We start from the raw sequence: 14,496 nt of genomic DNA, 5'->3' as shown, positions 1-14,496 counted from the left end.
TGGCGAGCGAAAGGTGTTGTATGGGGCGACGTGTCGTGATCACCGGCTTGGGGCTGGTTTCTCCTTTGGGCTGCAATGTGGAGCTGGCCTGGCAGCGGCTGCTGGCGGGGCAGTCGGGCGTGCGCGCGCTCGATCCCGCGATCAGCGCCGGCACCGGCGCGGCCGTGGCGGGCAGAGTCCCGGGCCTGGACGAAGACCCCGACGCCGGCTGGAATGCAGAGGCCGTGGTTTGCGCCAAGGAACTGCGGCGCCTGGACCGCTTCATTGCGTTTGCCCTGGGCGCGGCCGACCAGGCCTTGGCGCAGGCGCGCTGGCGGGAGCCCAGCGCCGCGCAGAAGGAGCGCGCCGCGACCGTCATCGGCTCGGGCGTGGGCGGCTTCGGCACGATTGTCGAAGCGGTGCGCACGACCGACGGCAAAGGGCCGCAACGCCTGTCGCCGTTCACGGTGCCGGCTTTTCTCGCCAACCTCGCCGCGGGCCAGGTGTCGATACGCCACCAGCTCCAGGGCCCGCTGGGCGCGCCGGTCACGGCCTGCGCGGCGAGCATTCAGGCGATGGGCGATGCGGCGCGGCTGATCCGCAGTGGCGAAGCCGACATGGCGCTGTGCGGCGGCAGCGAAGCCACCATCGATCGCGTGGCGCTGGGCAGCTTTGCCGCGGCGAAAGCGTTGTCGAATTCCGGCGGCGACGACCCGGCAACCGCCTCGCGGCCGTTCGACGCGGCGCGCGATGGCTTTGTGATGGCCGAAGGCGCGGGGCTGCTGGTGCTCGAATCCCTTGAGTACGCGCTCGCGCGCGGGGCGACGCCTTTGGCGGAAGTCGTGGGCTACGGCACGTCGGCCGACGCCTACCATGTGACTTCGGGGCCGGAAGATGGGTCGGGCGCCGCGCGCTCGATGCAGATGGCGTTGCGCCAGGCAGGGCTGCAGCCGCAGGACATCCAGCATCTGAACGCCCATGCGACGTCGACGCCGGTAGGCGACAGGGGCGAGCTCGCGGCCATACGCAAGGTGTTTGGCATGGGCCAGGGCCCGACGATCACCGCGACCAAATCGGCACTGGGCCATATGCTGGGCGCCGCCGGCGGCGCGGCCGCGATTTTCACCGTGCTCGCATTGCGCGACCAGATCGTGCCGCCCGTGCTCAACCTCGACCATCCCGACCCCCTGGCCGACGGGCTGGACCTGGTCCGAGGTGAAGCCAGGGCGCAGGAAATCGAGCACGCGATGCTCAATGGCTTTGGTTTTGGCGGCGTCAATGCCTCGCTGATCCTGCGGCGGTTTGTGGGCTGATGGCGTCGGTTGCCGGCTTCTGGACGGGCGCGTGTCCATTGCGGCGCGGCAGTACGAGCACCACGCCGGCGCTCATTGCGGCCCGGCGCTTCGCGCAGCGTCTCGGCTGAAGCCGACGCACCGACCTGCGTGGCCAGGCAGTGCCGGATCAGGCTCGCAAGCAGGGCATTGACGACGGCGATGGCGACGCCATCCGCTTGCGAAGCGGGCCATGGATGGGGGCTGCCTTGGCGGAATTCAGCTGGGGCCTTGTCGCAGTGCGTCAATCCGTTTAATCACTAAAGCTATCGATGTATTATTTGCAATAATCATTGGCTATGATTTTGTTGCACCATTGCCTGCCACTGTCCCGCCTGGTTTCGCCGCTGCCCTCGCTCATTGCACTGGCCTTTGTCGCTACGCCCAGCGGCGCGCAGGCAGATCCCGGCCTAGAAACCATCACCGTTCACTCCGCCGGCAGCAGCCGCCTGGAGCGTTCTGTAGGCACCGGCAGCCGCCTCGATCTGAGCGCGCGCGAGACGCCGGCCAGCGTCGACGTGATCACGCGCGCGCAGCTCGAAGCGCGTGGGGATTCCTTGCTGCTCGACGCCATCACCCGCTCCACGGGAATCACCAGCCTGGGCCATGCGGGCAACAGCGCAAGCCTGTCGGCGCGCGGTTTCACCGATACGACGGCCGTGATGCGGCTGTATGACGGAACCCGCCAATATGGCGGCGTGGGCGTGAGCTTTCCGTTCGACACCTGGTCGATAGAGCGCATCGAAGTGCTGCGCGGACCGGCTTCGGTGGTCCATGGCGATGGTGCGATTGGCGGCGTCGTCAATGTCATCCCGAAGAAGCCGATGCGCGCGCCGGTGCGCCATGAAATCCAGGCCACGGCCGGCAGCGCGGGCAGGCGCGCGCTGGCTTTTGGCAGCGGCGGCGCGATAGGCGCGCAGTGGTCATACCGGCTCGATCTGAGCGCCGACCGCTCGCATGGCTGGGTGGACCGCGGCGATACGCGCAACGCCACGGCCACGGCCGCGCTGCGCTGGGATGCAACGCCCGATCTGCACCTGCAGCTCGCGCACGCGCAAGGCCGCCAGGCGCCCATGCGCTACTTCGGCGTGCCGCTGATCCATGGCGTGCAGGCGCCCGCGATCCACACGCGCAACTACAACGTGGAGGACAGCGACATCCGCTTTCGCGACCGCTGGACCGAGCTGAGCGCGCAATGGGCGCCGGGCGGTGACATCGTCGCGCGCAGCAAGCTCTACCACATCACCAGCCGCCGCCACTGGCGCAACGCCGAGACCTATACGTTCAACGCCGCGACCGGCCTGATCGACCGCCCCGACAACACCGAGATCGGCCATGAGCAGACGCAGACCGGCAACACCACGGATGTGACTTTCATGGGCGCGCTTTTCGGGCGTGCCCACCAGCTGTCGCTGGGCTTTGACATCAACCGCGCAGCGTTCAGGCACCGCCACAACAACTACGCGGGCAGCTCGGGCGCGGTCGACGTGCACCAGCCCGATCCTGGCCATTACTTCAGCGCCGAGCCCTATATTGCGCGCGCCCGCAACCAGGCGCAGCAATACGCGCTGTTTGCCGAGGACCGGCTGGAGTTGACCGACCGCTGGTCCCTGGTCGCGGGAGCGCGCTTTGACCACGCGGATCTGTCCCGCCGCGACCTCGTGGCGGGCACGCTGGCCTTCGATCGCAGCTACGCCCACAGCGGCTGGCGCGTCGGCGCTGTCTACCAGCTGCAGCCCGAACTCTCGCTCTATGCCCAGGCCGCGCAGGCCGCGGACCCGGTCAGCGGCCTGCTGATGCTGTCGGCGGCCAACGCCCGTTTCGATGTCTCCACAGGCCGGCAGCTCGAAGTCGGCATCAAGCAATCGTTCTGGCAGGGCAAGGGCGACTGGACGTTGGCGGCCTATGCGATCACGCGCAACAACCTGCTGACGCGCGATCCGCACGATCCGGCGCTGCGCATCCAGGTCGGCAAACGCTCGTCGCAAGGTGTCGAGGGCACGCTGTCCATGCAGGTCGCGCGCGCGCTGCAAGTCGATGCCAATGTGGCGCTGCTCAAGGCCCGCTACGACGATTTCAGCGAGTGGGCCGGTGGCGCTGTCGTCTCGCGCAATGGCAAGGTGCCCACGGATGTGCCGCAGCGCGTCGCCAATGTCTGGCTCGGCTGGAAGCTCCAGCCCGACTGGACGCTGTCCGGTGGCCTGCGCCATGTCGGCAAGCGTTACGCCGACAGCGCGAACATCCTGGCGCTGCCGGCCTACAGCACGGCGGACCTCGCGCTGCAATGGCAGGCGAGCGCGGCCACCGCATTGACGCTGCGCGGCTTCAATGTTTTCGACCAGCGCTTCTTCACGACGGCCTACTACACGACCACCCAGTGGTTTGCGGGGCAAGGGCGGCGCTGCGAGCTGACGCTCAATCATCGCTTCTGATTGCGCCGCCATCGTGCAGGGCCGGCGCTTGTAGTCCCTGGATGCGCCCGACATGGGCCGTAGACCGACTCCAGGAGGTTTTTCGCGGGCGTTAAATGGAGTTTCCCCGTGGCTGAGCCGCGGGCATGGCATATGCCGCGAACCAGGCCCGCCCAACGAGGCGGGCCATTTCGTCAATCAACCAGGAAACCGCACCATGGACAACAAGAAAGTCATCGAGACCTTGAACGACCTGATCGAGAACTGCAAGGATGGCGAATTCGGCTTTACCAGCAGCGCCGAGCATGCGCGCACCGCCAGCCTCAAGCACACTTTCCTGTCGCGCGCCCAGGACTGCCGTCTGGCCGCCGAGGAACTGCGCACTGTTGTCGGCCAGCTCGGCGGCCGCTCGACCCCCGACGGCGGCACGCTCGCGGGTGCGGCGCACCGGGGCTGGGTGGCCGTGAAGGGCACGCTTGCGGGCCACAGCGATCTCAACATGCTCGAGGAAGCCGAGCGCGGCGAAGACAAGGCGCTCGAGCGCTACCGCAAGGCGCTTGAGGAAGACCTGCCGGCCGATGTGCGCGTCGTCGTGCAGCGCCAATACGAAGGCGCCAAGCGCAACCACCTGCAGATCCGTGAACTGCGCGATGCGGCGCGCCGCGCCGACAAGGTATAAAAGCCGCTGACGGCAACGGCTGCCCCGCCGCGCGGGGCGCCTGCTGGCCGTCATGCGCTAGGACTTGGATTCCGGAGGGCGCAATTGCGCCCTTTCCTTTTCCTCGCCCGAAGGCGTCTGCGGGTCCAGTCCGGTGTCCGGCGACTCCTTGACCTGGGGCAGGTCGGCCGCGCGCGTGATCATTTCCTCGATGATGAAATGGCCATAGAGCTGGGCGCGTTCCGCTCCCTGGGCCTGCAGCGCATCGGCTGCCTGGCGCGCGAGATCATCGCTCTCCACGCGCACCACGAGAAAGTGGAAGCCCTGAGCGGCCAGTTCACGATTGGCTTTCACCAGATTGAGCTCCTGGCCGACCGAAGCCGCAGGGCTGGCTCTGGCGATATCGGCATCGCACTGGGCCAGCATCTGTGCGGCGGTGTAGCGGTGGATATCGGCCGCCGACCTGCCCAGCGCCGTGAGCGCCGCATGGCCGTTGTTGGCGCTGGCCGCATCGGGAAACGAAACCACCATGTGACCGATGGGCTTGAACACGCCATAGGCGCGGTGTTCTGCAGGATCCATTGCTGTGCTCCTCAGGTTGGGGGCGGATTCGGCTGGCATGGGCGCGGCCCGTTTTCCGCCGTCTGCTTGAAAGTCCAGCCTAGCGTTTCCGGTCGCCCGGCGCCATAGGACGAAAAGCCGTGTCGCCGCGGGCTTCAGCACCTGGCCGCTGGCTTTTTAGGCCGGCCCGGCCCGCACGCGTGCAGCAGTTGCCGCATCCCGCCGGGCCCATTCCCCGTTTCCTGCGCGCCGTCTTCGGGCTTCTGCTGCACCGCTGGCAGGTGGCCAGGCGCTGGGAGCATGCCAGAACGCACGGGGAGCGGTGCGTCAGAATCCACTTTCACGTATCACCACTGCCAGGCCGTTTTGCAGCACATGCCACAGCCAACTGCTGCGCTCGGCGCGAATGTGTGCCATGCCACGCAGTTCACGCATTTGTGCCGGGGCGTCTTCCAGTGTCAGGCGCACCCGGTACAGGGGCTGGACAGGCAGTGACTCCTTCTCGTGGGGCTGGGTGGCAATGGTGCCGCCATGGCGTGCATCCAGCATGGAGTAGGGGAGCTGCTGGCTGCGTGTGCTGTCTATTTCGAGCACGGTGGCATTCATCGGTGTGCCCCAGCGCTGGGGCCAGAACTGGGCCTTGGCGCCGACGGTGATGCGGCTGATCTGTTGTTGGTCGACATAGGTGTCCACGACCCAGCTTTCGGGATCGACCAGCACGCCCAGCGGAACGCGGGTGTTGACCCAGGTCCCTGCCCGCAGATGGGGGTCCACATCGCGCCAGTGGCCGTCGAACTCGGCATTGAGTTGCAGTTGGGCTGCTTCGCCTTCGATGGCCCGGGTTTCGGCCAGTTGTTCTTCCAGGCGGCGGATGGTGGCTTGCTGAACATCCAGCCCCTGCTCCTGGCCCATCAGGCGTGGAAGCTGCTGGGACAGGGTCGTGACGCTGGCTTGCGTGCGGGCCATGCGGGCCTGCAGGTCAGGCGTGTCTAGCTGGGCCAGCGGATGACCGGCTTCGACCAAGCCTTGGGGCTGAAGCTCGATGACCTGGGCTGGCTGAGGGCTGTAGATGACTTGCTGGCGTTCGGCGCGCGCGACGCCTGGCACTTTGAGGTCGGCAGACCAGGGAAAGGCGGCCAATGCGATCACCAGCACCACGCAACCCCGGAGGAGAAGGCGGTTGCGGGTGGGGACTTCGGGCCAGCGTTTTTTCCAGACCATGATTTCAGTCCAAACAGGTTTGGCGATAAACCACCACAACTCCACGGCGAGCAGGAAAATGCCCAGTGCCTTGAAGAAGAAGAAGTAGACCGCCAAGGCGATACCGAGAAAGACGATGAGCCGGTACAGCCAGGTGATATAGGCAAAGAGGCGCAATTTCCACTGCACTTGCGGTCGAAATGGCTCGGGATCCGGCTCCTTGAGACCGAGGAGCTTGCGCCGCATGAAGGCTTTGGCGGTGGCGCCTGCGCGTTCGTGCAGGTTGGGGAAGTTGAGGATGTCGGAGAGGATGAAGTAACCGTCAAACCGCATGAAGGGGCTGGCATTGAGTGCCAGCGAAAGTATCCAGCCTGTGGTGGCCAGATACAGCATCGACTGGCGCAGCAGGCCGTCGTCAAGCAAGGCCCAGGCCAGGGTGGCAAGGCCCGCCAGTGCCAGTTCTGTACTCACACCGGCGATGGAGATTGCCAGGCGCTGTTTATGGTTGCGCAGTTGCCAGGATTCGCTGGTGTCGGTGTAGAGCATGGGCCATAAGATGACCAGCGCAACGCCCATGTGCGCCACCCGCACGCCCAGCCGTGTAGCCACCAGGGCATGGCCTAGCTCGTGCAATGTCTTGGAGACAATGAGCGCCAGCGCAAAACCTGCAAGGCCCGAGGGCGAGAGCATGTCCATGAAACTATTGGCAAAAGTCTCCCACTGGCGGGCGACAAGTATCAGGCCCAAGGTCGTGGCGCCAAGCAACAACCACAGCGCAGTCCATGTAAACAGCGGCGCGACCCAAGGCATCATGGCCTGCAGCAGGCGCTGCGGCCTGACCAGTGGCACGCGGATGAATAGGTAGGTGTGAAGCCACCATTTGCCGCTTTTCCATTTGGCTTCGCCGCTTTTCTTTTGCAGCTGCTCCACCTTTTGTGGCGTGGCGCGCAGCAGACTGTGCTGATCCAGAAACTTGGCAAACTCGGCCACCTGCTCCTCATCCACCTGCAGCGTGGTGCTGGCGCTGATGCCCTGCGCAATGCGCGCGGGCGGCAGATTCCAGCGCAGCAGGCACTCGTATTCCAGCCAGCCAATGCGATAGAACCGGTTGCTCACGGGGTCCTGGATCGCCCAGGCGGGAGCGCCGTCGGCAAAAGCCGCACTGCGGTGGAGCTTGAGGTCTTCTCGCAGTGGCGCAGCCGGTGGGGCTGCAGGACGCTTGCCTTGCGGTTTGCCTGCGCCGAGGGGGCCCAGGGCGGCAGGTGTTTTCCTGTCCGGGGGCTGGCCTCCCGGTTTGGCGGTCAGGCTCTCCACACCAGCCGGGGCAATTGCCTGAGACATTACCAACCGCTCCACTCACGCACGGTGGCCAGCGGTCTGCGCAGCAGGTAGTAGGCCAGGGGTACCCAGCCACCGGAAATCTTGGCGGTCCCGTGCAGGCCGATGCGCGCATCGTCCAGTGACTGCTCAGGGGCCAGCGTGGCACGCAAGCGGTAACTGGAAACATTGTCCGGCGAGAGGCTGGCCTGATAACTGGTCTCTGTCACGGTCGCATCCAGAGGCGACAAGGGCTTGACCGTGAGGAAAAGCTTCACGGGTGCTTTTTCTTCCAGCACCAGGGCATCGGCCATGGGCAGGTAGATCAGCACGCCCGCCGATTGGGGGTTGGCTACTTGCATGATGCGCTCGCCGGTTACCACCGGACGGCCCAGCCAGTCGTCCGAGGAGCCGAAGACGGCAATGCCGTCGTGTGGTGCACGCACTTCGATGCGGGTGAGCTGGGCTTGCACTGCGGCCAGTTCGGCGCGCTTTTCCTGGGTGCGCCCTTGCAGCAGGGTCAGATCGCCTTTGCTTTGCATGTTGTCAAACGCCTTCTGGCTGGATGCGATCCATTCCGCATCGGCGACGGCGACCGACTGCGCAGTCACCGCCAGTCGGTTGCGCAGGGTGGTGTCATCCAGCGAGAGCAGCAGATCGCCTGCCTTTACGGCCTGATTGGGGCGAACGTGGAATGTCTTGACCACACCATCCAGTGGCGAGGCGATGGTCGTTGCATCGAGCGCCACGATTTCAGCGGGTGCCAGCGCCGATTGGCGCACCGGCAGCACGCACAGCATGGCCAGCGCAACCCAGATGACATGGCGTTTCCTCCCCAGAGCCTGCCAACGCTGGCGCAGGCTGGGACGCGGCTTTCCGCCCAGCATTTCCCAGCAATAGCCCCAGTACACAGCCAAGTGACCCAGCGCCTGCCTTTGCAGGCTGCTGGGCTCTTGCTCCATCAGGAAAGCTGCCCAGGCAAGAATGACGCCATCACGGCGCTTGAGTGGCAAGGCGTACAGCCCTTCGGGCCACCACTCCTGCCAGCCGTCAAACACTTCGGCGGGCATGGGGCTGGGGGCCGGCTGCTCGATGGGCGGCGCGGCTGGCGGCTGCATTGCTGCTTTTGCTGCATGGGCTGCATCAGGTCGGCCAGGTGTCTGCGCGCTGTTGGCATCAGGCGCGGGCTGATGTGCCCGGGTGGAGGGTTCCCCGGATGCTGGAGCCTGAGCTGCGCGGGAGGCTACAGGCGCAACTGGTTCATGCCCGCGGGAGGCTGCAGAGGGCAGCCAGCCGGCCTGATTGTTCAGGCGCTCCTGTATCCAGGGCCAGCTGCGGCGCAGCCAGATCAGGTAAGGGCTGTCTTCGGTCGGTATCGCCAGGCCAGACAGTGTTTGCAGGCGGGCTTGCCTGCCGCTGCCCGTCATGACAAAGGATTGTCGAAAACCGAGCAGCCCAAAGCTGTCGTTCGCAATGGAGAAAGCCAGCTCAGCTGGCGTGTTGGAGGCACGGGCACGCGCCTCCAACTGGGCCACCAGGGCGGCAGCCGAGGGGGATGCGCTTGCCATGGTTTATTGAAGTCCGGGGAAGCGGGCCACGCCGCTCATGCCTGCAAGCAACTCGGGATGCTGGCCATCAATACGTGCTTCCATTTCAATGGTCTGGGCTACCGCATCGACGCGGGCGTTGATGGCGGTCACCTTGGCTGGGTAGGTCTTGCGCGTTTCGTCAATGACCACCTCAAACGTCGTGCCGTTCTTGAGTGCGTGCAGCCAGCGGGAGGGCACGTTCAGGCGCAGCTTGAGCGGGCCGTCGCTGACCATCTCCAGCAGCGGAACACCCACGTTCACGCCTTGTGCGGGCTTGACATGCAGCTTGACGATGTGGCCAGAAAACGGTGCCTTGACCACGCATTGCCCCATTTGCACTTCCGTCAGGGCAATCGCTGCCCTGGCCCTGTCGGCCTGGGTTCGGGCCAGCATGACTTCGGAGTCACCGGCGGCATCGAGCTTGCGCAAACGCTCCTTGACATCCTGGGTCTCCTTGGCGTTGGCGTACTCGGCCTGGGCCATGCGCAGGCGGGCATTCGCCTCGCTGCAGTCGAAGCTCAGCAAGGTACGGCCCTTGGCCACTCGGGTGCCAAGGCCTACGTTCAGGGTCGCAATGCGCCCCAGCATCTGGGATGCGAGAACGGTTTCCAGTTCGGGGCTGAGCAGTACGCGAATCGCGTGAGGGTCCGCCTGTGCCGCCATGGGGGGGGCGCTGCGGACCGCGGGCGCCACTGCCGTGGTCTGGGCCAGTGCTTGAGAGGCCAGCCAGATGGCAGTGCAGCCCAGTGCCCACTGCGCATATTTGCTTTTTTTCATGAATAGCATGGGACGGTGCTTCACTTGGTTGCGGTCTGGAACACCGCCTTCTGCCATTGCGCCATGGTGCTCTGCATGGAATGGGCCAGCGTCTTCACATCGTGGCTTTCCACGGTGGCCGGCAGGATGTCCAGGCCCACGGAGTTGTACAGGCGACCCCAGGCTGCCTGGGCGTTGGAGTAGGACGCATAACGCTGGTACTCGCCCAGCAAGGCGCGCGCTTCGGTGCGGATCACTTCCAGCTCGGAATCAAACTGGCTCTTGGCTGCTGCATTGGCGTAGTTCAGCAGGCGCTGGTCGACTTGCATGCTTTCTTCTGCAAATTTCAGCTCGGACAGCGACAGGCCATAGCGCTGCACACCCACGCGCACCTGTGTCAGCACCGCCATGGACAAGGCCATGCGGCGCATGTCGTCGGTTTCGTTCTGGGCCCGCTGGGCGTTTTGCAAGGCAGGGTACTGGGCGAGCTTGAGCAGATTCCAGGACACGCGCACGCCGGTATCGATCCAGTCGTTGTTGTAGCTGTATTTGTTGGAGTCGTACTGCCAGCCTGCATCAAAGCTGATGTTGGGCCACAGCAGGACCTTGGCGGCCTTGATGTCGTTTTCCGTCACGCGCTTGCGATACCACTCTTCCATGATTTCGGGACGGTGCTCCAGAGCCATTTTTTCCAGTGCCTCGATACTGGCCGGCACGCGGGGCAGAGGCAACTCGCTTTGCTCGGCGAGTGTGAACTTCACGCCCGGGGCTACCGACATCAGGGCGCGCAGCTCGGACATGGCCAGTTCCAGATCCTGGCGGCGCAGTGTCAAGGTGTTCACCGCATCGAGCAGCGCGCGCTGGTAGCCCAGCACCTGTGCCTGAGGCATCAGGCCCTGTTTCTCGATTTCCTTGGAACGGGCCAATGCGTTGTTCACACGATCGAGCAAGGTGTCCACGCGGCCCAGCAGCTTCTGTGCGCCCAATGCGCGCCAGTAGCTGTTGCGCACATCCTGCAGCACGTTCTGGATGACTTTGCGGCGGCGCTCTTCGGACATCAGCACCTGGTCGGCTTTTTGCTGAGCGCGGTAGTAGGACACGCCAAAGTCCAGTGCGTTCCAGGAGAACGACAAATTGGCCATGGAGCGATCACGCTCCTGCGAGGTCGATGGCTGCAGCGACACGGTGCGCGGTGGCTCGATCAGCACGGAGACTCCGCCGGAGTCATTGTTGCGGCTGGCATAACCGGCACCGGCCACCAGCTTGGGCAGCATCTCATAGGTAGAGACATCGTGCAGGCTGCGGGCCAGTGCCAGCTCCATCAGCTTGAGCTTGTAGTCCAGGTTGTACTTGAGTGCGCGGGCAGCGGCCTCATGGAAGTCGATAGGGCCGGCAATGGGTTCCTGGTCCTTGTACATGGACAGCATGTCCTGAGCGGCACGCTCCCGGACTTCATCGGTGCTGAATGCCTTGGGCGTGATGGATCCGCAAGCGGCCAGCAGCAGAGGCAGGCAGGCGGTGGTGATGCGAAGAGCGAAAGGAGGAATGCGGCTTGTCATGATTGTGTGATTCCAGTCGGACAATGAAGAGAGGGGGGGTGACCGGCGCATTGCTGCGTCGGTCAACTTCAAGGGATGAAAGAACTTTGAGGAGCTGGATCAGCTCACGTGGCTCGGAAGCTGATGGGCCAGGAGCTTGAGTTGGTCACTGAACGAAGCAGCCTTGCTTTGTGTCGCCGCGGCCTGCGTGTCCTTCGACCCGGCCAGATCGGCCATTGCATCGTCTTGATCCCAGTGCTGCAGCAGGTCCAGCAGCGCTTGCGGGGCTTCGGATGGAGCGGGACTCTGGGATGTCTGCCCTGCTGCGGTCGGATCGCTGTCGTTCTGGCGGTTGGACGACTCTATTTCGTCTGCATCGATCTTGAAGAGTCGTTCCTGATCCGGCGTTTCCACCGGCAAATTGACCATCATTCCGCTTGCCAGGAACTCCCAGAACCGGCGTTCCTGCTGTGCAGCGCGCACGGCGTGCGCCACAAACACATTCGGGTCCATCGCCAGATGGTTGGATGCCGACATCAGTTGGGCCTGCTCGTGGTACCAGCCAGACCAGTTGCTCAGCATGTCCTGCAACTGGCTTTCCAGCTGCATCAATTGCACCTCGACATTCACGTAGGTGATGGGGTGCAGGACCGTGGGCAGGCGCATTTCGCGCATGAAGCTGAAGTCCTCCCAGAAGACGCTTGGATCGAGGAACGCATTGCCCTTCCATGGGGATTCGCCCTTGGGGTCGTGCAATGGTCGTTCGCTGCCGCCGCCATGGTCCGTGGGAATCTCGCCGGACGGGCTGTGTGGCACCTCTACATTGAAGGGCGCGGCTGTGACCGTGATGCGCAACGTGGCCTCTGCCGTACCGCCGAAGCCATCGGAGATCGTGTACAGGATGTCCGGCACCTGGCCATTCCATGAGCCATACGGCACAAAGGTGTAGCTGCCATCGCTGCCAATTTGCAGAGCGCCCTTGCCTGGAATCACCATCAGCAATGTGTCGTTTGGCAGCACGGTATAGGTGACACCTTCTACCGTGATTGTCGTGACCGTGAGGGACTGGCCATCTGGATCGCTGTCGGTGTGGTCACCCGCCGAGCCGTTGGCAATCACGTTGCCAGTGGCCGGCTCGCCTGGCTCGGTGACGTTGCTGTCATCGACGGCAAGGGGCGGTGTATTGACCACCGTGATCGTGACCGTTGCCGTGGAGGTGTCGCCGTCCCTGTCCGTCACTGTGTAGGTGAACGTGTCGGCGCCGACAAAGCCCGGGTGGGGGACATAGGTGTAGGTGCCATCTGCGCGGACGGTGACCGTGCCATGTGCTGGCTCGGTAGCCTTTTGCCAGGTCAGACCGCCGTCGGCACCCGCCGTGTCATTGCTGCCCAGGTTGCCTTCGACAGGCACATTCACCTTGGTGGTGTGGGTGTCGTCTTCGGCGGTCGGAGCATCGTTCAGGATGTCGATGATCACCGGCACCGATGCGGTATCACCATCCTTGTCCGTGATGGTGATCGTGAACGTATCGCTTGTGTTGTCCCCGCTGGACGGTGTCTTCAGCACATACGTGTATTCGATCTTTGGCTTGCCGGTCACCGGGTCCGTGCCGTAGTCGACCGTCACCGTACCGTTGGGCGTCTCGAACGTGGTGCTCTGGCCTGGGGTCAGGTCCTTGGGCGTCGTATCCGCAGAGCCGGGTGGTGGCGTGATGGTCACCGTGGTGGCGCCATCACCTTCCTCAATGATCAGTTCACCCGTTGTGGTGTTGCCTGAACCTGGGTGGCTGCCTTCGGGCAGGCCGGATTCATTGACCGAACCATGGGGCGGAGTCATGCCTCCACCTGTAGAGCTGCCAAAGCTCGGGGCCTTGTCGGCAATGGTGATGGTGATGGTGGCGCTGGAGGCGTCACCGTCCTTGTCGATGATGGTGTAGGTGAACACATCGGTGGCCGTCAGGGGCTCGCCGTTGTTGCGCACGTACTCATACGCGCCATCGGGCTGGATCGTCAGCGTGCCATGTTCGCCCTCGATGGTGAACGAGCCATCGGGGTTGGACACGACAGTGTTGCCGGAGACATTGTCGGAAGCGATGGCCGAGACCAGCGTATCGCGATCGGCACCCAGGGTGTCGTTGCCCAGGGCATTGCCGGTGGCGGTGTTGCTGCCGTTGTCTACGGTGGCGGTGTCGTTGGCGGCCTCGGGCACATCGTCGGTGATGTCCACGACCACGGTCACGGAAGATGGGTCTTCGTCGCCATCGGTGACAGTGACCACGAATGCATCGGCAGGAGGCGTGCCCGGGTCATCCGTGGTCGGAGTCTTGAGTTCGTACTCGTACGTGATGGTGGGGGCGTCCGTGCCATTGCCAGGTGTGTACGTTACCGTCACTTCGCCATGAGGCGTCTCGATCGGAGGGTTGACACCGGGGTGGATCGTGACAGGTGAGCCGCCCGGGGGCGTGATGGTGATCGTGGTCGTGCCGTCACCGGGCACCAGGGTGATGGTGCCGGTGGTGATGTTGCTGCCCGAGTCCGGGTCGCTGCCGTCGGGCAGGCCGCTTTCGCTGACGCTGGCGTCGGGCTTGATCACGGGACGGGTCGGGCCCGTGGGGTCTGCCGGGTCGACAGGAAGCAGCACGGGCGGGTTGCCGTCCTTGTCCGTCACCACGGGGGTGTGGTCCGCAATGGTGATGGTGATGGTGGCGCTGGAGGTGTCGCCGTCCTTGTCGGTGATGGTGTAGGTGAACACATCGGTGGCCGTCAGGGGCTCGCCGTTGTTGCGCACATACTCATACGCGCCATCGGGCTGGATCGTCAGCGTGCCATGTTCACCCGCGATGGTGAACGAGCCATCGGGGTTGGACACGACAGTGTTGCCGGAGACATTGTTGGAAGCGATGGCCGAGACCAGCGTATCGCGGTCGGCACCCAGGGTGTCGTTGCCCAGGGCGTTGCCGGTGGCGATATTGCTGCCGTTGTCTACGGTGGCGGTGTCGTTGGAGGCTTCCGGTACATCGTCGGTGATGTCCACGACCACGGTCACCGTGGTGCTGTCGCCGTCCTTGTCGGTCACCGTCACGTCGAACTCGTCGGTGGGCGACTTGCTGGTGTCGTCCACCGGGGTCTTGAGTTCGTACTCGTAGGTGATGGTGGG

The 14,496-nt window shown here is 64.4% G+C and carries 9 protein-coding genes; 3 read left to right on the top strand and 6 right to left on the bottom strand.

All coding sequences use genetic code 11. The features are described from left to right. Positions 1-20: 20 nt before the first annotated feature. From fabF to GVL12_RS17975, 3 genes are all read left to right on the top strand, one after another. On the top strand, positions 21-1,292 hold the full coding sequence (fabF, locus tag GVL12_RS17985) for a beta-ketoacyl-ACP synthase II (RefSeq protein WP_159916550.1): 1,272 nt from the start codon (positions 21-23) through the stop codon (positions 1,290-1,292). Between the two features lie 317 nt (positions 1,293-1,609). Further along, the gene (locus GVL12_RS17980; protein ID WP_159916548.1) at positions 1,610-3,742 is read left to right on the top strand and encodes a TonB-dependent siderophore receptor; all 2,133 of its coding nucleotides are present in this window, start codon (positions 1,610-1,612) and stop codon (positions 3,740-3,742) included. A gap of 196 nt (positions 3,743-3,938) precedes the next feature. After that, entirely contained in the window at positions 3,939-4,400 is a 462-nt protein-coding gene (locus tag GVL12_RS17975; RefSeq protein WP_159916546.1) for a PA2169 family four-helix-bundle protein, read from the top strand. A gap of 57 nt (positions 4,401-4,457) precedes the next feature. On the opposite strand, the gene GVL12_RS17970 is transcribed toward GVL12_RS17975, so the two are convergent. The 6 genes from GVL12_RS17970 to GVL12_RS17945 form a co-directional block, all read right to left on the bottom strand. Then, positions 4,458-4,961, bottom strand: coding sequence for a hypothetical protein (locus tag GVL12_RS17970; protein WP_159916544.1), 504 nt, complete (start codon positions 4,959-4,961; stop codon positions 4,458-4,460). A 306-nt stretch (positions 4,962-5,267) separates the two neighbouring features. Further along, a complete protein-coding gene (locus GVL12_RS17965) occupies positions 5,268-7,256 on the bottom strand; it encodes a site-2 protease family protein (RefSeq protein WP_200843876.1) in 1,989 nt (662 codons plus the stop codon). A gap of 224 nt (positions 7,257-7,480) precedes the next feature. Further along, on the bottom strand, positions 7,481-9,025 hold the full coding sequence (locus GVL12_RS17960) for an HlyD family efflux transporter periplasmic adaptor subunit (RefSeq protein WP_200843875.1): 1,545 nt from the start codon (positions 9,023-9,025) through the stop codon (positions 7,481-7,483). A gap of 3 nt (positions 9,026-9,028) precedes the next feature. Further along, complete coding sequence (locus GVL12_RS17955; RefSeq protein WP_200843874.1) at positions 9,029-9,823, bottom strand: efflux RND transporter periplasmic adaptor subunit; 795 nt, start codon at positions 9,821-9,823, stop codon at positions 9,029-9,031. Positions 9,824-9,843: 20 nt separating this feature from the next. After that, positions 9,844-11,361 (bottom strand): TolC family protein, encoded by a 1,518-nt coding sequence (locus GVL12_RS17950; protein ID WP_159916538.1) that lies wholly within the window; start codon positions 11,359-11,361, stop codon positions 9,844-9,846. A gap of 99 nt (positions 11,362-11,460) precedes the next feature. Further along, a partial coding sequence (locus tag GVL12_RS17945; protein ID WP_159916536.1) for an Ig-like domain-containing protein occupies positions 11,461-14,496 on the bottom strand: 3,036 nt, incomplete at its 5' end.

The sequence above is a fragment of the Pantoea sp. 18069 genome (assembly GCF_902706035.1).
Taxonomy (GTDB): domain Bacteria; phylum Pseudomonadota; class Gammaproteobacteria; order Burkholderiales; family Burkholderiaceae_C; genus Comamonas.
Note: the sequence above shows the minus strand (reverse complement) of the source record. Positions and strands in the feature narration are given on the sequence as shown.